The sequence below is a fragment of the Saccharopolyspora indica genome (genome assembly GCF_027853965.1).
Classification (GTDB): Bacteria; Actinomycetota; Actinomycetes; order Mycobacteriales; family Pseudonocardiaceae; genus Saccharopolyspora; species Saccharopolyspora indica.
Genome location: NZ_JAQGLB010000005.1, coordinates 424,079 through 444,329 on the forward strand (window position 1 = coordinate 424,079; position 20,251 = coordinate 444,329).

General features: G+C 72.2%; 19 protein-coding genes. 10 read left to right on the forward strand and 9 right to left on the reverse strand.

Annotated elements, in window-relative coordinates:
- Window positions 1-12 precede the first annotated feature (12 nt).
- Window positions 13-789 carry an IclR family transcriptional regulator gene (locus OU416_RS15000; protein ID WP_270927543.1) on the reverse strand — a complete coding sequence of 259 codons (777 nt, stop codon included), beginning with the start codon at window positions 787-789 and terminating at the stop codon, window positions 13-15.
- Between the two features lie 174 nt (window positions 790-963).
- On the opposite strand from OU416_RS15000, the gene OU416_RS15005 reads away from it, so the two are divergent.
- The 7 genes from OU416_RS15005 (at window position 964) to OU416_RS15035 (ending at window position 9,351) form a co-directional block, all read left to right on the forward strand.
- Window positions 964-1,617, forward strand: a complete 654-nt coding sequence (locus tag OU416_RS15005; RefSeq protein ID WP_270927544.1) for a GntR family transcriptional regulator — start codon at window positions 964-966, stop codon at window positions 1,615-1,617.
- Between the two features lie 118 nt (window positions 1,618-1,735).
- Window positions 1,736-2,518: an enoyl-CoA hydratase/isomerase family protein gene (locus tag OU416_RS15010; RefSeq protein WP_270927545.1), complete on the forward strand. Its 783-nt coding sequence runs from the start codon at window positions 1,736-1,738 to the stop codon at window positions 2,516-2,518.
- 5 nt (window positions 2,519-2,523) lie between these two features.
- Entirely contained in the window at window positions 2,524-4,587 is a 2,064-nt protein-coding gene (locus OU416_RS15015) for an acetate--CoA ligase family protein (RefSeq protein ID WP_270927546.1), read from the forward strand.
- 2 nt (window positions 4,588-4,589) lie between these two features.
- On the forward strand, window positions 4,590-5,924 hold the full coding sequence (locus tag OU416_RS15020) for an MFS transporter (RefSeq protein WP_270927547.1): 1,335 nt from the start codon (window positions 4,590-4,592) through the stop codon (window positions 5,922-5,924).
- Window positions 5,921-7,012, forward strand: coding sequence for an acyl-CoA dehydrogenase family protein (locus OU416_RS15025; RefSeq protein WP_270927548.1), 1,092 nt, complete (start codon window positions 5,921-5,923; stop codon window positions 7,010-7,012). Before OU416_RS15020 ends, OU416_RS15025 begins: the two co-directional genes overlap by 4 nt.
- Entirely contained in the window at window positions 7,009-7,959 is a 951-nt protein-coding gene (locus OU416_RS15030) for an acyl-CoA dehydrogenase family protein (RefSeq protein ID WP_270927549.1), read from the forward strand. Before OU416_RS15025 ends, OU416_RS15030 begins: the two co-directional genes overlap by 4 nt.
- Before the next feature lie 111 nt (window positions 7,960-8,070).
- Window positions 8,071-9,351 carry an MFS transporter gene (locus OU416_RS15035; RefSeq protein WP_270927550.1) on the forward strand — a complete coding sequence of 427 codons (1,281 nt, stop codon included), beginning with the start codon at window positions 8,071-8,073 and terminating at the stop codon, window positions 9,349-9,351.
- 51 nt (window positions 9,352-9,402) lie between these two features.
- Here OU416_RS15035 and OU416_RS15040 read toward each other — a convergent pair whose 3' ends face one another.
- The 3 genes from OU416_RS15040 to OU416_RS15050 all read right to left on the reverse strand — a co-directional run bounded on the left by OU416_RS15040 (window position 9,403) and on the right by OU416_RS15050 (window position 12,885).
- The gene (locus tag OU416_RS15040) at window positions 9,403-11,070 is read right to left on the reverse strand and encodes a class I adenylate-forming enzyme family protein (RefSeq protein ID WP_270927551.1); all 1,668 of its coding nucleotides are present in this window, start codon (window positions 11,068-11,070) and stop codon (window positions 9,403-9,405) included.
- Window positions 11,071-11,161: 91 nt separating this feature from the next.
- Window positions 11,162-12,049, reverse strand: coding sequence for an enoyl-CoA hydratase-related protein (locus OU416_RS15045; RefSeq protein WP_270927552.1), 888 nt, complete (start codon window positions 12,047-12,049; stop codon window positions 11,162-11,164).
- Window positions 12,046-12,885 carry an enoyl-CoA hydratase/isomerase family protein gene (locus tag OU416_RS15050; protein ID WP_270927553.1) on the reverse strand — a complete coding sequence of 280 codons (840 nt, stop codon included), beginning with the start codon at window positions 12,883-12,885 and terminating at the stop codon, window positions 12,046-12,048. The genes OU416_RS15045 and OU416_RS15050 overlap by 4 nt, the downstream gene beginning before the upstream one ends.
- A 31-nt stretch (window positions 12,886-12,916) precedes the next feature.
- Here OU416_RS15050 and OU416_RS15055 point away from each other — a divergent pair, with 31 nt between their 5' ends.
- A complete protein-coding gene (locus tag OU416_RS15055; protein WP_270927554.1) occupies window positions 12,917-13,609 on the forward strand; it encodes a histidine phosphatase family protein in 693 nt (230 codons plus the stop codon).
- A 296-nt stretch (window positions 13,610-13,905) separates the two neighbouring features.
- Here OU416_RS15055 and OU416_RS15060 read toward each other — a convergent pair whose 3' ends face one another.
- Genes OU416_RS15060 through OU416_RS15075 form a run of 4 tightly spaced genes read right to left on the reverse strand, consistent with a single transcriptional unit; the run spans window position 13,906 to window position 17,863 of the window.
- Window positions 13,906-14,862 (reverse strand): LLM class F420-dependent oxidoreductase, encoded by a 957-nt coding sequence (locus OU416_RS15060; protein WP_270927555.1) that lies wholly within the window; start codon window positions 14,860-14,862, stop codon window positions 13,906-13,908.
- Between the two features lie 15 nt (window positions 14,863-14,877).
- Window positions 14,878-16,413 carry an acyl-CoA synthetase gene (locus OU416_RS15065; RefSeq protein WP_270927556.1) on the reverse strand — a complete coding sequence of 512 codons (1,536 nt, stop codon included), beginning with the start codon at window positions 16,411-16,413 and terminating at the stop codon, window positions 14,878-14,880.
- Window positions 16,414-16,446: 33 nt separating this feature from the next.
- The gene (locus tag OU416_RS15070) at window positions 16,447-17,094 is read right to left on the reverse strand and encodes a PaaI family thioesterase (RefSeq protein WP_270927557.1); all 648 of its coding nucleotides are present in this window, start codon (window positions 17,092-17,094) and stop codon (window positions 16,447-16,449) included.
- 4 nt (window positions 17,095-17,098) lie between these two features.
- Window positions 17,099-17,863, reverse strand: a complete 765-nt coding sequence (locus OU416_RS15075; RefSeq protein ID WP_270927558.1) for a crotonase/enoyl-CoA hydratase family protein — start codon at window positions 17,861-17,863, stop codon at window positions 17,099-17,101.
- A gap of 158 nt (window positions 17,864-18,021) precedes the next feature.
- Here OU416_RS15075 and OU416_RS15080 point away from each other — a divergent pair, with 158 nt between their 5' ends.
- Window positions 18,022-18,444, forward strand: a complete 423-nt coding sequence (locus OU416_RS15080) for a VOC family protein (protein WP_270927559.1) — start codon at window positions 18,022-18,024, stop codon at window positions 18,442-18,444.
- Between the two features lie 26 nt (window positions 18,445-18,470).
- A complete protein-coding gene (locus OU416_RS15085; RefSeq protein WP_270927560.1) occupies window positions 18,471-19,406 on the forward strand; it encodes a LysR family transcriptional regulator in 936 nt (311 codons plus the stop codon).
- Here the strand turns inward: OU416_RS15085 and OU416_RS15090 are convergent.
- A complete protein-coding gene (locus tag OU416_RS15090) occupies window positions 19,324-20,190 on the reverse strand; it encodes a LysR family transcriptional regulator (RefSeq protein ID WP_270927561.1) in 867 nt (288 codons plus the stop codon). The two genes, OU416_RS15085 and OU416_RS15090, sit on opposite strands and share 83 nt — an antisense overlap.
- Between the last annotated feature and the right edge of the window lie 61 nt (window positions 20,191-20,251).

The window sequence follows — 20,251 nt, forward strand, 5'->3', positions numbered from 1 at the left end:
TCGAGGAGGAGATCAGCCGCCTTGCGGCCCGGCGCCGGGCGCCAATCGGCGGGACAGGTCGGTGGCCGCGCCGCGCAGCGCAGCGGTCAGGTCGTCGATCCGGCCGGTGACGCGCTCGGCGGGGCCGATCAGCGTCATCGACGCCACTGTCGCACCGGAGAGCCGCACCGGCACCGCGACGGCGCCGACGTTCGCGTCGAATTCCCCGGCCGAGACCGACACCCCGGTGTCCCGGACCTGCTGCCACCGCTGCGCCAGCTCGGCGTAGGTGGTCGGAGTGCTCGGAGTGCAGCGCGCGAGCGGCTCGGGGCCGAACAGCTCGCGGACTTCGTCGGCGGGCAGCCCGGCGAACAGCGCGTGCCCGGAGGAGCCGGCGTGACCGGGCATCACGTGCCCGACCACCGCGGTGTAGCTGATCGGCCCGCGGCCGTCCACGGCCGCGACGGTCCGGTAGGAGCCGCCGTGCGCGACGTTGAGCACGGCGCTCTCCCCCGTCTCCCGCGCCAGCATCGCCAGCACCGGGCGGGCGATCAGGCTCAGCGCACCGCTGCGCTCGGCGACGCGGGCGAGCTGGGAGACCGCCGGGCCGAGCCGGTAGCGGCGCGATTCCGGGTCGGCCAGCACGAAACCGCGGTTGGCCAGCGTCGCCAGCAGCCGCTGGACGACCGACTTGTCCAGCCCGAGCTCGCGCCCGAGCTCGGTGACGCCCCACTCCGGCCGGTCGTCGGTGAACGCGAGCAGGACCTGCAGCGCGCGATCCGCGGTCTGCAGAAAACCGGAACCCGCCACGTCCACCTCCGAGGAGCTGTTGCTATATTCACAACGCTGTCGCTATTTGCGCACCGTTGCGGGTTACGGTGCGCCCGGACGTGCGGGTTTGTCAATACGTCGTCCTCAGCATTCGCGCAAACACGGTGCGTTACCATTCCGATCACCGATCGAACAGAGCGTGGGGTGTGAGGCATGGCGGGGACTTCGGTGGGTCGCGCCGTCGAGCAGATCCGGCAGATGATGCGCAGCCAGGAATTGCTGCCGGGGCAACCACTCCGGCAGGAAGCGCTCGCCGAACGCCTCGGCGTCAGCCGGGTCCCGGTCCGGGAGGCGTTAAAGGCGCTCGAAGCGGAGGGCGTGGTCCGCCACCAGCCGAACGTCGGCTACACCGTGGCCAGGCTGTCGGCGGAGGAGCTGCGGCAGGCGTACCTGATGCGCGGGGCGCTGGAGGCGATCGTGCTCCGCGAGCTGCCGCGGCTGAGCACCGCGCAGATCATCGAGCTCAGCGAGCTCAACGAGCAGATCGCCAAGGCGGCCGACGAGGTCGACGTCCTGCGCATCACCGAGCTCAACCACGACTTCCACTTCGTCATCTTCCGCGCCTCGGGCCTGCGGCTGATCGTCGACGAGATCGAGCGGATCTGGAAGATCACCGAGGCCTACCGCACGGTCTACCTCTACGACGAGTCGGCGCGGCGCCGGATCGTTCGCGAGCACCGCCAGCTGATCAACGCCCTGCGCCGCGGCCAGACCGAACGAGCGGTCCGCATCATGGACTCGCACCGCGACGCCACCCCGGCGCACCTGGCCCCCACCCTCGCCACCACGCTCCCCCTGCCGGGCTGAACTTCCGCGACCCCAACGAGTTCTGCTCCTGCCTCCGGTTATTGCATTCAATTTTGTATGGACTCGGGTGGTGGGGCGTGCCAGACTCGGGCCGGACCGCCGACCCGGAGGGATGGACGTGGCAGATCTCGAGTACCAGGTCAGGGATGGGATCGGGACGATCCTGCTCAACCGCCCGCAGCGCAAGAACGCCTTCACCATGGAGATGATCGACCAGTGGGCGGCGGCCATCCGGTCCGCGCGGTTCGATCCCGAGGTGCGGGTGCTGGTGCTCACCGGGGCCGGCGACGCGTTCTGCTCGGGCGTCGACCTCGACGACTTCACCGCTGGCGAAAAATCCGTGCTGGACCACAAGAACGTGCTGACCGAGCGCATCCACCAGGTCGCGCTGGCGCTGGAGGACTTCGACAAGCCGGTTCTCGCCGCGGTCAACGGCGTCGCGGTCGGCGCGGGCATGGACATGGCGCTGATGTGCGACATCCGGTTCGTCGGGGAATCCGCGCGGCTGTCCGAGGGCTACGTCCGCATCGGCCTGGTGCCCGGTGACGGCGGTTGTTACTTCCTGCCGCGGCTGGTCGGCACCGCCAAGGCGCTGGAACTGCTGTGGACCGGCGACTTCGTGGACGCCGCCACCGCGGTGGAGCTCGGCATCGCCAGCCGCAGCTACCCGGACGACGAGCTGCTGGAGCAGACCTACGCCTTCGCGCGGCGCCTCGCCGACGGCCCGCCGGTGGCCATCCGCGCGATCAAGCGGACCGTGCACCAGTCGGCGCGCACCGATCTGCGCACCTCGCTGGACCTGATCTCCTCGCACATGGCGGTCGTGCAGTCCACTGAGGACTCCGCGGAGGCGATGCGCGCGTTCAAGGAGAAGCGCAGCCCGCAGTTCCACGGCCGGTGACCGCGGTGGACGGGTTGCTGCACCCGCGAGCGGTGGCGGTGGTCGGGGCTTCCGAGCGCTCGGCGATGGCCGGGCGGCTGACCCGGTACCTGAGCGGTTTCGACGGACCGGTCTACCCGGTGAACCCGAACCACCGCAGGGTGCACGGCCTGCCGTGCTACCCGTCGCTGCTGGAGCTGCCCGGGCCGGTGGACCTGGTGCTCGTGCTGGTCCCGGCCGCACGGGTGCTCGCCGCGGTCGAGGACGCCGGGCGCGCGGGCGCGTCGTTCGTGGTGGTGCTCTCCTCCGGTTTCGCCGAGATCGGTGCCGTCGGGCGCGCGTTGCAGGAGCAGCTCGTCGAGGTCGCCGACCGGTACGGACTGCGGGTCGTCGGCCCGAACTGCCAGGGGCTGCTCTACCGCCCCACCGGCTTGGCGGCCACGTTCACCGCCGCCGCGGACGGGGTGCGGCAACCGGATTCCGGCATCGCCTACGTCGGGCAGAGCGGTGCGCTGGGCGGCAGCTTCCTGGGCAAGGCCCGCGATCGCGGGATCGGGCTCACCGCGTGGATCAGCGTGGGCAACCAGGCCGACCTCACCACCACCGACGCCGCCGAACTGCTGGTCGCCGACCCGAACGTCCGGGTGCTCGCCTGCTACCTGGAGGAGCTGCCCGGCGGAGCCCGGTGGCAGCGGCTGACCGAGCGGGCCGCGGCGGCGGGCAAGCACGTCGTGGTCCTGCGTTCCGGTCGTTCCGCCGCCGGTGAGCGCGCGGTCGCATCGCACACCGGTGCGCTGGTCCGCGCGGGCACCGCGTTCGACCTGCTGACCGGCGAATCCGGTGCGATCCAGGTGGACGACCTGGACGAGCTCCTGGACACGGCGGTGGCGCTGACCGGCGAGTCCCGGCCGCGCGGCCACCGCGTCGGGGTGATCACCAGTTCCGGTGGGGCGGGCGGGCTGGCCGCCGACCAGGCCGAGGCTGCCGGGCTGCTGCTGCCGGAGCTGGACCGCGCGGCGCAGGACGTGCTGGTGCCGCTCATCCCGGCCTTCGGCAGCACGGCCAACCCGGTGGACGTCACCGCGCAGGTCATCGACGACTCCGGCCAGTTCGGCGCGGTCTGCGGCGCGGTCGCCGAATCCGGCCAGGTGGATGCCGTGCTCGTGGTGCTGACCACGATCGGCGGGGCGGCGGCGGTGGAGGTCGCCGAGGCGGTCCTGCGGGCTGCCGAGCGCAGCACCGCACCGTTCGCGGTGGCGTGGCTGTACTCGCACGAGCAGATCGCCGAAGCCGGTTCTCTGCTGCGCCGCAACGGGATCCCGGTGCTGGACACCACCACGGCCGCGCTGCGGCTCATCGCCCGCCTGGTACCGCAGGACGGCCGTCGTGCCGAACCGGCCGCACCGCGAGGTCTGTCGCGGTTCCTGGACCGCCCATCGCTCACCGAAGCCGAGGGCGCACGACTCCTCGACGCGGTGCAGATCGCCAGACCGCGCGGGCGCATCGTCGATCCTGCCGACGTCGATGCGGTCGCTCGGGAGTTGGGCGATCACGTCGTGCTGAAGGCCCAATCCCCCGATCTGGCGCACAAAAGCGACGTCGGTGGCGTTCTCGTCGGCATCCCGGCGGAGCGGGCTGGCCGTGCCGCGCAGGACATGCTCGACGCGGTCGCGGCGAACGCGCCGCACGCGCGCATCGATGGCGTGCTCGTCCAGGAATTGCTTCCCCCAGGCGTGGAACTGCTGATCGGCGTGCAAGGCAGCAAGCACGGCTACCCGCCGGTGGTGACGGCCGGGATGGGCGGCACCACGACCGAGCTCTACTCCGACGTCGCATCGGCGCTCGCTCCGCTCGACGCCGAGCAGGCGATCGCGCTGCTGCGGCGGCTGCGCGGATGGCCGCTGCTGGACGGGTTCCGCGGCCGACCCCGCTGCGACGTGGCCGCTGCCGCTGCGGCGATCGCGTCGATCTCGCAGGCCGCCGTCGAACTCGGTCCCGGACTGGCCGAGCTGGAGATCAACCCGCTCGTGGTCCACCCGACCGGCGCGGTGGCCGCCGACCTCGTCGTGACCAGCGATATCCGGAGGTGACCATGAGCGGGTCGACGAAGCCCCGCCGCTCCACCCACGTCCGCGCCGTGCTCAGCGGCTCCATCGGCAACACCGTGGAGTGGTACGACTGGTTCGTCTACGCGAACTTCGCGCTGTACTTCGCCGGGCAGTTCTTCCCGGAGGGCAACCCGACCGCGCAGCTGATGAACACCGCCGCGGTGTTCGCGGTGGGCTTCCTGGCCCGGCCGCTGGGCGGCTGGATCCTGGGTCGCATCGCCGACCGGAAGGGCCGCAAGTTCGGGCTGACGCTGTCGGTGACCGTGATGTCGATCAGCGCGCTGCTGATCGCGATCGCCCCGAACCACCAGCAGGCCGGGTACCTCGGCGCGGTGCTGCTCCTCATCGCGCGGATCATGCAGGGCATCAGCGTCGGTGGCGAGTACGCGGCGAGCGCGGCTTACCTCACCGAGGTGTCGCAGCGCGGTTGGCGCGGGCTGGGGTCCAGCTTCCAGTACGTGTCGGTCACCGTCGGCCAGCTGCTCGGCCTGATCGTGCTGATGGTGCTGCAATCCACGCTGACCGAGCAGCAGCTGACCGCCTGGGGTTGGCGGATCCCGTTCGTCATCGGTGCGGTCGCCGCGCTGGTGGTGTTCTACTTGCGCCGCCGGATGCACGAGACCACGGCCTACGCCGAAGAAGAGCGCCACGACGCGCAGCAGCGACGGGGCACTTTGCGCGAGGTGTGGCGCCATCGCCGCGCCGCCGGTCTGGTGTTCGCGCTGACCCTCGGTGGCAGCGTCGCCTTCTACACCTACACCACGTACCTGACGAAGTACCTGGCGAACTCGGTGGGGTTGAGCAAACCGGACGCCGCGCTCGTCATGTTCGTGGCGTTGTGCCTGTTCACCGTGCTGCTGCCGATCGGAGGGGCGATCTCGGACAAGATCGGCCGACGGCCGGTGCTGATCTTCTTCGGCGTCGGCACCACGCTGGGCACCTACCCGATCATGACCGCGCTGCAGCGCTGGCCCGACTTCGGCGTCGCGCTGGCGCTGACCATGCTGGCGCTGACGATCGTGGCCGGGTACTCCTCGGTGAACGCGTGCGTGAAGGCCGAGCTGTTCCCGACCAGCGTCCGCACGGTCGGTGTCGCGATCCCCTACGCGCTGGCGCAGGCGATCTTCGGGGGCACCGCGGAGTACGTCGCGCTGGCGTTCCGCGATGCCGGCGTCGAGCACTACTTCTTCTTCTACGTCTCGGCCTGCGCCCTGGTGTCCTTGCTGGTCTACGTGCTGATGCCCGAGACGCGGGCGACGGCCCTGAGCCGAGCCGAGCAGCGATCCCCGAGCGCTCCCGGAAAGGAGTCCGTGTCGTGAACCCGTCGCTGGGTGAACTGCGCCGCGAGGTGCGCGAGCTGTGCCGGGAGTGGCGGGAGGCCGGGCGGTACCGGCCGCGGCCGGACGCCTGGTTGCGGTCGTTCGACCTGGCCTTCAGCCGGGAGCTGGCCGGGCGCGGCTGGCTGGGGATGACCTGGCCGAAGGCCGTCGGCGGCGGTGAGAGGTCCAACCGGGCCCGGTTGGTGCTCACCGAGGAGCTCCTGCGCGCGGGCGCGCCGGTGGCCGCGCACTGGATCGGTGACCGGCAGATCGGGCCGTCGATCCTGCGGCACGGCACCGAACGGCTGCAGCGGGAGATCCTGCCGGGCATCGCCGCCGGGGAGTTCGTGTTCTGCCTGGGCATGAGCGAGCCGGACGCGGGCTCGGACCTCGCGGCGGTGCGCACCGCGGCGACTCGGGTTCCCGGCGGCTGGCGGATCGACGGCCGCAAGATCTGGACCAGCCACGCGCACCGCGCCACGCACGCCTACTTGCTGGCGCGCAGCGAGAAATCCGAGGTCAAGCACGCCGGGCTGACCGAGTTCGTGCTGGACATGACAGCCTCCGGCGTGTCGGTGTCGCCGATCGTGGACATGGCCGGTTCGCACCACTTCAACGAGGTGGTGTTCGAGGGCGTCTTCGTCCCGGAGCACCGGGTGATCGGCGCGGTCGGCAACGGCTGGCAGCAGGTCACCGAGCAGCTCTCCTACGAGCGCGGCGGCCCCGAGCGGGTGCTGTCGACCTACCCGGTGCTGGCCGAGCTGCTGGCGGTCGCCGACGACGGCCTGGCGGCGGAGGTCGGCGAGCTGGTCGCGCGGCTGGCCACGCTGCGCGCGCTGTGCGTGCAGGTCGCAGAGGCGCTGGACGCCGGTGAAGCGCCGGTGCGGGCCGCGGCGGCCTTGAAGTACCTCGGCACCGCGTTCGAGCGGGACGTGCTCGAATGCGCGCGCCGGGCAAGCGGTTCCGGAGTGATCGCACCGGAGAGCACGCTGGGCGAGGCGATCCTGGCCGCTCCCGGGTTCAGCATCCGGGGCGGCTCCTCGGAGGTGCTGCTGTCCATCCTCGCCAAGCAGGAGGTCCGGCGTTGAGCACGGAGAAATCGCTGATCACCGAGGTCGCGGCGGACGTGCTGTCCGGAGCCGATCCGCAGGTGCAGGCGGACGCGCTGCACCCGGTGTGGCCGACGCTGGTGGAGCTGGGCTGGCCGCAGGTCGGGGTGGACGAGACGCGCGGCGGCGTCGGCGGAACCCTGCGGGACCTGACCGAGCTGGTGGCCGCGACCGCGGCGAGCGGTGTGAGCGTGCCGCTGGCGGAGGCGTCGGTCGCACGCTGGATCCTCGGCGCGGAACTGGGATCCGCTCCGCTGGTCATCGCCGCGACCAGCACGGATGCCGTGCCGTGGGCCCGCCACGCCAGCCACGTCCTGGTGCGCCCGGAGCGGGAATCCGCCTATCTCGTCGAACGCGGCGAGGTCGAGCCAGGCGAGAACCTGGCGGGCGAACCCCGTGACGCGCTGCGATCCACCGGAACGACGACTCCCCTGCCCCACGCTCCTGCGCACGAGGAGGTGCTCGCGCGCTCAGCGCTGCTCAACGCCGCCGCTTTGCTCGGCGCGGCGCGAGGCGCCTACGAGCACACGCGCACGCACGTCGCACAACGCGAGCAGTTCGGCCGTCCGCTCATCGCGCTCAAGGCAGTGGCCAACGCGCTGGCGGAGATGCGCGTTCACCTGGAAGCCACCGAAACCGCAGTGGCCCGCGCAGTGCGCGTGCACGAGCAGGATCCCGGACGCGCGCTGGTCGCGACGGCGACCGCGAAGATCACCGCCGCGCGGACCGCCACCAGCATCGCGAGGTCGGCGCACCAGCTGCACGGGGCGATGGGCGTGACGCGGGAACACCCGTTGCACCACGTCACCCGCAAGCTGTGGGCGTGGCGCGACGAGTGCGGCACCGAGCGGAGCTGGTCGGTGAAGCTGGGACGGATCGCCCTCGGCTCCGACGAACCGGGCCTCTGGGACCGCACCACCGCTTGAGTCAGCGTTCGCCAATTAGTTCCGATCCGTTCGTTGACCTCCAGCATGGTGGAAGTCCTAGCGTCGGGGCATGATCGAACAACAGCACGCCGCGTCCCACCGCAGGTCGTCATGAGCGCCACCGATGCGGCGACGGTGACCGACGAACGCCCCCGGATACCGCGCGTTCTCCTGCCCTTCCGCCGCAGCTCCTACCGCAGGCTCTCCGCCGCCCTGTGCTTCAGCCTGTTCACCACCGGGTTGTGGACGGTCGGCCAGGTCTGGGAGGTGGTGCGGCTCGGCGGCGGCGCCAGCCAGCTCTCGCTGGTCGCCGCGGCGGCCTCGCTGGGCGCGCTGCTGCCGATGCTGCTCGGCGGCGCGATCGCCGACCGGGTGGCGCAGAAGACGATCCTGCTCGTGGTGCAGAGCGCGCACACCGTCCTGCTCACCACCGCCGCCGTGCTGTCGCTGACCGACCGGATGCAGATCTGGCACCTCGTGGTGATCGCCTTCCTCGGCGGCACCGCGGTCGCCTTCTACTTCCCCGCCTACTCCGCCTGGCTGCCCGCGCTGCTGGCCGAGGAGGAGCTCATGGCGGCCAACGGTTTCGAGGGCATGGTCCGGCCGACCATCCAGCAGGCCGCAGGCCCGGCGCTGGGCAGCCTCGTCATCTCCGCCTTCGCGCCCGGTGCGGCGATGGCGGTGGCCGCGGGCACCGCGTTCGCGGCCTGGTGCATGTTCTGGACCGTCCCCCGCACTCCGCTGCGCGGCGCGACGCGTCAGGCGCGCAGCGTCCTCGCCGACGTCGCGGAGGGCTTCCGCTACATGCTCGCCACCCGGTGGCTGGTCGCCTCGCTGCTGTTCGCCTCGCTCATGGTGATGGTGACGATGGGGCCGCTGCAGGTGGTGCTGCCGTTCCTCATCAAGGACCGCCTCGGCGGCGGCGCCGAGCAGCACGCGCTCGTGCTGGCCATGTGGGGCATCGGCGGTGCCGTCGGGTCGCTGCTGATGGGCTCGCTGCGGATGCCCCGCCGCTACCTCACCACCATGATCGGGCTGTGGGGCGTGGCGAGCCTGCCGCTGCTGGTGGTCGCGGTGGCCACCAACATCTGGACGGTGGCCGCCGCCGCGTTCGCCGTGGGGGCGATGTTCTCCAGCCCGATGGTGCTGTGGGGCACGCTGCTGCAGCGCCGGGTGCCGCCGCAGCTGCTCGGCCGGATCACCAGCCTCGACTTCTTCGTGTCGCTGGCGTTCATGCCGCTGTCGATGGCGATGGCCGGGCCGGTCTCCGAGGCGATCGGCACCCGCGCGACGTTCATCGTGGCCGGGCTCGTGCCGCTGGTGGCCGCGGTGCTGGCGATCACGCTGGGCAGGCTGCCGGCGGACGAGAAGGCCCACCCGCTGTCCCGCTAGCGGCCTGGTCCGGAGAACCCCCAGCGGGTGCTGGGGGTTCTCCGGACGCGGTCAGCTCCCCTGCGCACCGAGGTGGTCGCGCAGCTGCCGCTTGAGCACCTTGCCGGTCTGCGTGCGCGGCAGCGGTTCGGGGCGGATCACCACGTGCGCGGGGACCTTGAACGCCGCCAGCCGGGCCGCGACGTGCTGCTGCAGCTCGGCGGCGTCGACCTCGGCCCGCAGGTTCACCACCGCCGCCACCTCCTCGCCCAGCTTCGGGTGCGGCAGGCCGATGACCGCGCAGTCGACCACCGCCGGGTGCTCGAACAGCGCCGCCTCGACCTCCGCGCAGTAGACGTTCTCGCCGCCGCGGATCACCACGTCCTTGAGCCGGTCGACCACGTGCACCCAGCCGTCCACGACGTAGCCGAGGTCGCCGGTGCGGAACCACCCGTCGACGAACGATTCCGCGGTGGCCTGCGGGTTGTTCCAGTAGCCGCGGACCACGTTGGGCCCGCGGAACCACAGCTCGCCGATCTCGCCGTCGGGCAGGTCCTCGCAGGTCGACGGATCCACGACGCGCAGGTCAGCACCGGGCGCGCACCGGCCGACGCTGTCGGCGCGGGCGAGGTAGTCGCCGCCGGCGTTGCTCACCACTCCCGAGGTCGTCTCGGTCAGCCCGTAACCGCTGGCCGGGGTGACGCCGGTGCCCAGCCCGCCGATGCGGTGCACGAGGTCGGGCGGGATGGGCGCGCCACCCATGTTCACGCCCTCCAGCCGCCGCACCGCGTCGCCCTGCTCGACCAGGTCGCGCATCACGGTCGGCACCCCGGCCGCGCTGGTCAGGCCCTCCTCGACGATCAGCCGCCCGGCCTCCTCCCGGTCCCAGCGGTACAGGGTGGCCAGCTTCACCCCGGCCAGCGTGGTGAAGCACAGCGTGGTGAGCCCGGCGATGTGGAACAGCGGGAACGTCAGCAGCACGCCGGGCTGCGGCGCCGCCGGGTCGCCCAGCGGCGGGAACACCCCGCCGTTGGCCACCGCGGCCTGCACCCGCCGGTTGACCACCGTGTTGAGCAGGTTCGTGCAGTGGTTGCGGTGCGTGCCGACCGCGCCCTTGGGCCGGCCCGTGGTGCCGGAGGTGTACATGATGGTCGCGTCGTCGTCGGGCCCGATGGCCACCTCCGGCAGCTCGGCGTCGGCCGGCAGCGACGCCATCAGCTCGGACCAGGGGCGCGCCCCGGGCACCGATGCCCCGCCGCGGACCGCCACGACCGGGATCTCGCGGTCGATCAGGGCGGCCCGCTCGGCGTCGGCGAACACCAGCGACGCCCCGGAGTCGGTCAGCCCGTAGCGCAGCTCGGCGTCGGTCCACCAGGCGTTGAGCGGAACCGCGATCAACCCCGCGGCCTGGATCGCCCAGAAGACCACCGACCACTCCGGGAAGTTGCGCATCGCGATGGCCACCCGGTCACCGCTGACCAGCCCGTACTCCTCCCGCAAGCAGCGCGCGAGCCCGGCGACCAGCCGGAAGTGCTCGGCGAAGCTGCACCGGAAGTCCTGGTACACCAAGAAGTCCCGCGCACCGTACCCGCCGCTGAACAGCACCACGTCCCGCAACGTAGCCGGGCCGCCGGTGTACACCCGCATCGGAATGCCGCCGACCTCCCGGGTGCCGATCTCGAAGTCCCCACCCGGCCCGATGAGCTCGGCGAGCAACCGCTCCCGCTGATCTTCCGCCATCAACCCCTCCTAGCTATCACTCCACATTGGATCGTTCGAACTCCCCCGGTGAAGGGCACCTCTTAGCAAGTAAGTTGCCTGAAGGTGCCCTTCACCGGGGCTCCTCCCTCGGGGGCCAGGGTGGGATGTAGTCGGGGTAGTCGGTGGTGAGGCGCATCGGGAACTTCGGGGTGCGCTTGGCGAGGAACGCTTCGACGCCTTCGGCGGCGTCCGGGGACGCGCCCAGGTGGTTCATCGCCTTGGAGTCGAGGCGGTGGGCTTCCCACGGCGAATCCGCGCTGAGCATGCCCCAGAGGAGCTGGCGGGCCACCGCCACCGAGATGCCCGAGGTGTTGTCGGCGATCTCGCGGGCGATCCCGCGCGCGGCGGGCAGCAGGTCGTCGTCCGGGACCACGTGGGAGACCAGACGACCGGAGAGCGCCTCCCGCGCGTCGAAGACCCTGCCGGTGGCCACCCACTCCATCGCCTGGGAGATGCCGACCACGCGGGGCAGGAACCACGTCGAGGCCGCTTCCGGGACGATGCCGCGACGGGCGAAGACCAGGCCGAACCGAGCCGATTCCGCGGCCAGCCGGATGTCGGCGGGCAGCATCATCGTCACGCCCACTCCGACCGCGGGCCCGTTGAACGCCACGATCACCGGCTTGCGCGACTCGGCGATGCGCAGCGCCACCGCGCCCCCGCCGTCGCGCGGCACGCCGTCGATCTCGCCCGCCGCCCAGCGGGCCTTCGCCCGCTCGTCGTCGGCACCGGCGTTGAAGGTGTCCGCGCCCGCGCTCAGGTCCGCCCCGGCGCAGAACCCGCGACCGGCACCGGTGACGATCACCGCGCGGACCTCGTCGTCGGCATCGGCGGCGTCGAAGGCGCTGATCATCTCGTCGCGCATCACGTGCGTGAACGCGTTGAGCTTGTCAGGGCGGTTCAGCGTGATGGTGGCGATGCCATCGGCGGTCTCGCAGCTGATCTGCTCGTAGGTCATCGCACCATCCACTCCCCGGTGAACTCCGGTTCGGTCTTGTTGACGAACGCCGTCCGCGCAGCCGGTGCGTCGGTGGCGAAGTTGATGGTCTGCGCGCGGGCTTCGTTCTCGAGCGCGTCCCGGAAGTCCTGCCTGCCGCCCACGTGCAGCATCTGCTTGTTCTGCGCCAGCGCGATCGGCGGGCCCTGCGCGAGGCTCCGGGCGAGGTCGGCGACGAAGCCGTCGATCTCGCCGTCCTCCTTCACCCAGGTCACCGCGCCCAGCTCGCGCGCGTCCTCGGCGCCGATGATCTCGCCGAGCAGCGCCAGCCGCTTGGCCTGCTGGAGCCCGACGATCCGCGGCAGCAGCCAGGAGCCGCCGAAGTCCAGCGACAACCCGCGCTTGGCGAAGATCTGGGAGAACCGCGCGTCGGGCGTGCACACCACGAGGTCGCACCCCAGCGCCAGGTTCCACCCGGCGCCGACCGCCACGCCCCGCACCTTCGCCACCGACGGCTTCGGCAGCTCGTGCAGCGCCAGCGCGATGTCGTTGATGCCGTGCATCCGGTTCAGCGGGTGTTGCGCGCCGCGATCACCGCTGAGGTCCGCACCCGCGCAGAAGTCGCCGCCCTCGCCGGTGATCACCACGGCGCGCACGCCGTCGTCCGACGCCGCTCTGGCGACCGCGTCGCGCAGCCCTCGCCAGGCCGCGGTGTCCAGGGCGTTCTTGCGCCTCGGCCGGTTGATCGCGACCGTCAGCACCGGGCCGTCCTGGCCCACCAGCACCTCGTCACCGTCCACTGTGCACACCCCTCCGTACTGGACTTGAAAAGCACCCGGCGCGCTGGGAGGGTCCATGCGGACCAGTTTCCCAGGAAAGCGAGCCAGCATGTCCGAAGTCGAGTACCGGCAGTCCCGGTTCTCGGTCCCCGCCGGGGCCGCCGACGTCCTGCTCATCCGGCACGGTGAATCGGCCCCCGCCCACCCGGACCGGCCGTTCCCGCTGGTCGACGGCCAGGGCGATCCGGACCTGGCCCCGCAGGGCCGGGAGCACGCCGAGCGCGTCGCGCAGCGGCTGGCCGGCGCCGGCCTGGACGCGATCTACGTGACCACGCTGCGCCGGACCGTGCAGACCGCGGCGCCCCTGGCCGCCCGGCTCGGCCTGACCCCGCAGGTCGAACCGGACCTGCGCGAGGTGCACCTCGGCGAGTGGGAAGGCGGCCTGTTCCGCCAGAAGGTCGCCGCGAACGATCCGGTGATCCACCGGATGCACGCCGAGCAGCGCTGGGACGTCATCCCCGGCGCCGAGTCCGCCGAGGCGCTGAGCACCCGGGTCCGCGGCGCGATCGAGCGGCTGGCCACGGCCCACCCGGACCAGCGGATCGCGGTGTTCACCCACGGCGGTGTCATCGGCCAGGTCATGGCGCTGGCCACCGGATCCCGCCCGCTGGCCTTCCTGGGCGCCGACAACGGCTCGATCACGCGGATCGTGGTCACCGCCGACCGCTGGATCGTCCGCGGTTTCAACGACGCCGCGCACCTGGGGGCCGACTTCGCCGCTGAGGCCGCCGCGCTGAGCTGAGCCTGCCGCACGCTCGACTGGAATCGGAGCTCTCCTTCCCGCGGGCTACTGAGCGTTTTTCATCCTGACGGTTCCGCAGCCGCGAGGCCCGAAGCCGCACGTCGGCGGGGAATCGCATGCGCCGCAGGCGCATAACCCACCCTCGCAGCTCGCACCGCCGCGGGTTCTCAGCGTTCGCCTGGCGAGGACAGCCCGTTCGCCGTGTATCGGACATACATAAGAACGGGCTCCCGCAGTCCAGGCGGGCGGTGAGGTTCCGCCACCCGCACCGCCACGCAAAACGAGCCTGGAAAACCTCATTTCAAGCCCAGCGCGCGGACCGCGTCCGCCGGGTCGCCCGGCGTCACGAGAGCGATGGCCGGGGTGGTGACGCCGTTGTCGGCGTACTGCTGGATGCGCTCCCGGCAGTGCTCGGCCGGGCCGTGCACCACCAGGTCGTCGACCACGCCGTCCGGGATCGCCGCCAGCGCGCCCTTGCGGTCACCGGCGTCCCACGCGCGCCACATCGGGCCGAGCTCCTCGCGGCCCAGCCACTCGTGGAACGCCCGGTACACCGGCACGTTCAGGTAGGCCGCGATCTGCCGCCGCGCGATCCCGCGCGCCGTGTCGGCGTCGACGTCGGGCATGGTGAAGATCCGCGCCACGACCTCCTTGCCCGCGCCGCCTCCGTGCACGTGCGGGACCACGGTGCGCACGTCCTCGGGTGAGAGCCAGTTGAGGATCGCGCCGTCGCCTTCCCGCCCGGCCAGCCGCAGCATCCCGGGGCGCAGGGCGGCGACCAGCAGCGGCGGTGCCGGATCCGGGACCACGCCCGCGGTGAAGCCCTGGACCCGGAACGTCTCGTAGGTCTCGGTGACCTTCTCGCCGCGCAGCGCCTTGCGCAGGAACCGCAGCGTGTCGCGCACCCGCTTGTAGGGCTCCTCGAACGGGATGCCGTTCCAGCGCTCCACGATCACGTTGGAGGAGGTGCCGATGCCCAGCGCGAACCGGCCGGGCGCCGCCGCGGCCAGCGACGCCGCGCTCATCGCCAGGGTCGCCGGGCCGCGGGTGTAGACCGGCACGATCGCGGTGCCCAGCCGCAGCTGCGGGGCCCACGCGGCGGCCAGCGCCAGCGGCGTGAACGCGTCGGTGCCGTTGGCCTCCGACGACCACACGTCGGTGTAGCCCAGATCCGGCAGTTCGGCGATCAGGTCGCGCTGCCCGGCCAGCGGCAGCTCCTGGAACGGCACCGTGATGCCCCAACGTCGTTGCACTGCAGTCCTCTTCCGTCACGACGACGCGTAGCGCGCCTTGAGCTTTCCCTTGACGAGCTTTCCGGTGGGAGTGCGCGGCAGCTGGTCGGCGAAGTCCACGCTGCGCGGCACCTTGTAGTGCGCGACGCGCTGCCTGGCGTAGTCGAGGATCTCCCGCTCCAGCTCCGGGCCCGGTGCCGCGCCGGGCGCCGGTTGCACCACGGCCTTGACCGATTCGCCCATCTCCTCGTCGGGCACCCCGAACACCGCGACGTCGAGGATCGCCGGGTGCAGCACCAGCACGTCCTCGACCTCCTGCGGGTAGATGTTCACCCCACCGGAGATGATCATGAAGGCCTTGCGGTCGGTGAGGAACAGGAAGCCGTCGTCGTCCAGGTAGCCCAGATCGCCGACGGTGGCCCAGTTCAGGTGCTCCGGGTGCTTGGCCGACCGGGTCTTGGCCGCGTCACCGAGGTACTCGAAGGGGATCTCGTCGCGTCCGAAGTAGACGGTTCCGACCTCGCCGCTGGGCAGCTCCGCGCCGGTCTCGTCGCAGACGTGCACCTCGCCCAGGATCGCGCGGCCGACCGAACCCGGTTTCTCCAGCCACTGCGCGGAATCGATCAGCGTCATGCCGATGCCCTCGGTGGAGGCGTAGTACTCCTGCAGGATCGGCCCCCACCACTCGATCATCGCCCGCTTGACCTCCACCGGGCAGGGCGCGGCGGCGTGCACGGCCATCCGGTGGCAGCTGAGGTCGTAGCGCCGCCGGACCTCCTCGTCCAGCTTGAGCATCCGGACGAACATCGTCGGAACCCACTGGCTGTGCGTGGCGCCGTGGCGCTCGATCGCCCGCAGCGCGCCTTCCGGGTCGAACCGCTCCATCATCACCACGGTTCCGCCGATCGCCTGCACCGCGGCGCAGTACCGCAGCGGCGCCGCGTGGTAGACCGGCGCGGGCGAGAGGTAGACGGTGTCCTCGTCGAACCCGTAGAAACCGCGCAGCAGGTCGACCAGCACGTTGCCGGGCTCGTGCACCTGGCGGTCGGGCAGGTTCGGCTTGATCCCCTTGGGACGCCCGGTGGTTCCCGAGGAGTACAGCAGGTCCGCGCCGCAGGGCTGCGCGGTGGGCACCTCCGCCGACGCCGACGCCAGCGCCCGCTCGTAGTCGCCGAAACCCGGCACGTCACCGCCGAAGGCCAGCCGGAGCCCGGCGGCCGGAACCTCCGCCGCGACGGCCTCGGCGAGATCGCCCAGCCCGGCCGACACCAGCAGCGCGCTGGCCCCGGAATCGTTGACGACGTAGGCGACTTCAGCGGGTTGCAGGTGGCTGTTGACCGCGCACAGGTACATGCCCGAGCGCAGCGCGGCCCAGTAGATCTCGAACGCCTCCGGCGAGTTGTCGCTGAGCAGCGCGATCACGTCGCCCTTGCCCAGCCCGGCCGAGCGCAGCAGGTTGGCCAGCCGCAGCGACCGCTCGTCGAGCTCTCGGTAGGTCAGGGTCCGCCCGGATCCGGCCATGATCAGCGCCGGGCGGTCGGGACGGGTAGCAGCGTGGATTCCTGGGTACATGCGGCTCCTCCTTGAACCATCGGCACCCGCTGATCACCTCGCCAGGCGCGCCAACTCCCCGAACAGCCGCTCGGCCTGCTCGGCGCTGGGCACCACGAAGACGCCCTTGGCCTCCACCAGGACGGTTTCCGGGTCCTCCTCGGTGCTGATCGTGGCGATCGATTCGGTCCACCGCCCGTCGACCCGCACCACCTGGCCGACGATGCGCAGCGGCGTCTCCAGCGGCACCGGCCGCCGGTAGCGCAGGTCGAGCTTCACCGTCATGCCGTGCTTGCCGCGCGTGGCGTGCGCGTGGCCGAGGATCTGGTCCAGCAGCAGGGCGCTGATCCCGCCGTGCCCGTAGCTGGGCGGGCCCTCGTAGGTCAGGCCGAGGGTGCACCGCCCGATCGCGGTGCCGTCGACGATCTCCACCTCCATCGGCGGAGCGATCGGATTGCCCGGACCGGACGCCGGGTTGTACATCCGGCGCGCCCGCTGCCCGCCGTCCACGGCGGCCGGTTCACCGCGTTCGCGGCGGGCCGCGGTCAGCGGCGGGACCAGCGCGCGGACCTGCTCGGCGAGCTCGGTCAAGGTCGCGGCGTCGACCTCCGTGGCCACCGCGGCACCGGTCAGCTCGCGCAGCGCGGCCCCGAGCTCCCGCGCGGCCCGGCGGCGCTGCGCCAGGTCGTCGTCGACTGCCACCGGATCACTCACCCCGCCAGACCGGCTTGCGCTTCTCGGCGAACGCCAGTGCGCCCTCCTGGGCGTCGGCGGAGGTGAACACCGGTGCGGAGATCGCGGCCTGCTCGGCGAAGGCCTCGGCGTCGGTCCACCGCACCGCCCCGGCGACGATCTGCTTGGTGGCCCGGACGGCCAGCGGGCCGTTCACCGCCACCCGCGCGGCCAGCTCCCGCGCCCCGGCCAGCGCCTCGCCCGGTTCGGTGAGCCGGTTGACCAGCCCGTGCGCGTGGGCGACCTCGGCGGTCAGCGGATCACCGGTCAGCGCGACCTCCATCGCCAGCTGGTACGGCAACGTCCTGGGCAGCCGCAGCAGGCCGCCCGCGGCGGCGACCAGGCCGCGCTTGACCTCGGGCAGCCCGAACTTGGCCTCCCGGGAGGCGACGATCAGGTCGCAGCTGAGCGCCAGCTCGCAACCGCCGGCCAGCGCCCAGCCCTCGACCGCGGCGAGCAGCGGCTTCGACGGCGGGCTCTCGGTGAGCCCGCCGAAACCGCGTCCCGGCAGGCTGGGCCGTTCGCCGCGGGTGAAGGCCTTGAGGTCCATGCCCGCGCAGAAGGTGCCGCCCGCGCCCGTGAGGATGCCGATGACCGCGTCCGAGCGCGCTTCCAGCTCGTCGATGGCGGCGGCCAGCCCCTCGGCGACGGAGCGGTCCACCGCGTTGCGGGCCTCGGGCCGGTTGATCGTGATGACGACGACGCCGTCGGCGATCTCGGTCAGGACGCTGTCACCCACGCTGCATCTCCTCCGGGCTCGGGCCAGGGCGGGCCCCAGTATCGCCCGCCGCGCCGCCCAGGTCCAGACCGACCGGCCGGTATGATTCAGACCGAACCGCGCACGCACTGATAGCCGGGATCAATGAGCGGAGTTCCGCGAGCTCTAGGCTCGCACGCATGATCGAGAACTCGCCGACCGCCCTGCTGCCGGTCCTGCACTACGACGACACCCGCGCCGCCGTGCGCTTCCTCGTCGACGTCCTCGGCTTCCAGGAGGCGCTGGTGGCCACCGACGACGAAGGCGATGTCGTGCACGCCGAGCTGGCCTGGCCCGGCGGCGGGGCGCTCGTGCTGGGCGGCACCAAGCACGTCGACAGCGTGCACGGCGGAATGCGCGCGGGCAGCAACGCGATCTACCTGGTCAGCGACGAGGTGGACGCGGTCCACCAGCGCGTGCTCGCGGCCGGCGGCGACGTGCTGGAACCGCCGCACCACGCCAAGTTCGGATCCGGCGCGGACTCCTACACGCTGACGGTGCGCGATCCCGAGGGCAACCTCTGGACCTTCGGCACCTACCGCAGCGCAGCCGGTGGCTCGTGAGCGGTGGGCGTTCGTATGCTGCCGGGGTGGATCTGCGGCTGGTGGAGTACTTCGTGGCGGTGATCGACCACGGCAGCGTCACCAGGGCCGCCCAGGCCCTCTACATCGCGCAGCCGTCGCTGTCGCAGGCGATCCGCAGCCTGGAGCGGCAGCTCGGGGTGCAGCTGTTCCACCGCACCGGCCGCCAGCTGGTGCTCACACCCGACGGCGAGGCGTTCGCGGCTCCGGCGCGCCGGATCCTCCGCGACGTCGAGCGCGCCCGCAAAGCCGCCCAGGACGTCCGCGCGCTGGAGAGCGGGCAGCTCGACATCGCCGCGCTGGCCACGCTCGCCGCGCACCCGCTGCCGGAGCTGGCCGGCGAGTTCCACCGGCGGCACCCCGGCGTGCTGCTCAACGTCTCCGATCCCGGTGTCTCGGCCCGCGTCGTCGACGAGGTGCGGCGCGGGCACGCCGAGCTCGGACTGACCAAACTGCCGCCCCAGCACGGTTCCTCGCTGCTCACCCGTGAGCTCGGCACCCAGGAGATCGTGCTGGTCCTGCCGCCGGAGCTGGCCGGGCAGCTGCCCGATCCGGTGCCGCTGGAGGCGGTCGCGGGCATCCCGCTGGTCCTGGAGCTCACCGACACCCGCACCCTGGTCGACGACGTGCTCGACACCTCGGCGCTGACCGTCGCGGTGGAATCGGCCAACCGGCAGGCGATCTGGGACCTGGTCGCGCACGGCGCGGGCGCGACGTTCCTGCCCCGCGCCCTGGCCGAACGCGAACTGCACGGCGCGGTCCTGCGCTCCATCACGCCGGAACTGCGCCGCAGCGTCGGTTTCGTGCACCGGCCGGGACCGCTCTCACCCGCCGCGGAGGCGTTCCTGGCCGTCGCCGGGGTCAGCCCCGCGCCATCCGCAGCAACGCCCGCCCCGCCGGGGACAGCGCCGCCGGGTCGTAGAGCACCCCGTAAGCGAGGTTGATCGGCGGTTCGACCGCCCGCACGATCGCCCCGCGCGCGGCGGCCTGCTCGGCCATCGACCGAGTCAGCACGGTGCCGCCGAGACCGGCCAGCACGAACGGCAGCATCGCCTCGCGGTGCTGCACGACCGCCGACGGCCGGGTGCGCTTGCGGGCCGCGCTGAGCGCCCGCTCGATCGCGGTGCGGCCGGTGCTCTTGGGCACGATGACCAGCGGCAGGTCCGGGAGTTCGGCCAGCGGCAGCGGATCCTTGGCCGGCACGTCGGTGCCCGGCGGGAACACCAGCCAGAACTCGTGCTCCCCCAGCTCCTCCACCGCCAGGTCCGCGGCCGGGACGGGGAGGTTGGTGAAGACGATCTCGCAGTGCCCCTCGCGGATCAGCGCGGCACCGGCCTCCTCGTCGCGCAGCTCGGCCAGCCGCAGCGAGACGTTCGGGTAGCGCTGCCGGAACCGGCCGACCAGCTGCGCCACCGGGTGCACCGCCAGCGCGGCGGCGACGTGGATGTCCAGCCTGCCGCGCGGCAGTCCCGCGGCGTCGACCAGGGTGCCCTCGGCGGCGACGACGTCGCGCAGGATCTGCCGGGCCGGGCCGACGAAGGCCTGCCCTGCCGAGGTCAGCACCATGCCGCGGCCGATCCGGTGGAACAGTTCGACGCCGAGCTCGCGCTCCAGCCCGCGGATGGCCTGCGACACCGTGGGCTGCGCCAGCCGCAGCGCGCTCGCCGCGGCGTTGATGCCGTTGTGATCGACGACGGCCAGGAAGTACTCGACCTGGTGCAGCTCCACCCCGGCAGCCTAACGGTCGTGGGCGCGAACCCCTCGCGCACCCCACCACCACCCGCGCTCA

Excerpts from the sequence above, each read along its gene's own strand:
- OU416_RS15005 (WP_270927544.1), top strand. The coding sequence starts at position 964 with ATGGCGGGGACTTCGGTGGGTCGCGCCGTCGAGCAGATCCGGCAGATG.
- OU416_RS15020 (WP_270927547.1), top strand. The coding sequence starts at position 4,590 with ATGAGCGGGTCGACGAAGCCCCGCCGCTCCACCCACGTCCGCGCCGTG.
- OU416_RS15035 (WP_270927550.1), top strand. The coding sequence starts at position 8,071 with ATGAGCGCCACCGATGCGGCGACGGTGACCGACGAACGCCCCCGGATA.
- OU416_RS15040 (WP_270927551.1), bottom strand. The coding sequence starts at position 11,070 with ATGGCGGAAGATCAGCGGGAGCGGTTGCTCGCCGAGCTCATCGGGCCG.
- OU416_RS15045 (WP_270927552.1), bottom strand. The coding sequence starts at position 12,049 with ATGACCTACGAGCAGATCAGCTGCGAGACCGCCGATGGCATCGCCACC.
- OU416_RS15050 (WP_270927553.1), bottom strand. The coding sequence starts at position 12,885 with ATGGACCCTCCCAGCGCGCCGGGTGCTTTTCAAGTCCAGTACGGAGGG.
- OU416_RS15055 (WP_270927554.1), top strand. The coding sequence starts at position 12,917 with ATGTCCGAAGTCGAGTACCGGCAGTCCCGGTTCTCGGTCCCCGCCGGG.
- OU416_RS15065 (WP_270927556.1), bottom strand. The coding sequence starts at position 16,413 with ATGTACCCAGGAATCCACGCTGCTACCCGTCCCGACCGCCCGGCGCTG.
- OU416_RS15080 (WP_270927559.1), top strand. The coding sequence starts at position 18,022 with ATGATCGAGAACTCGCCGACCGCCCTGCTGCCGGTCCTGCACTACGAC.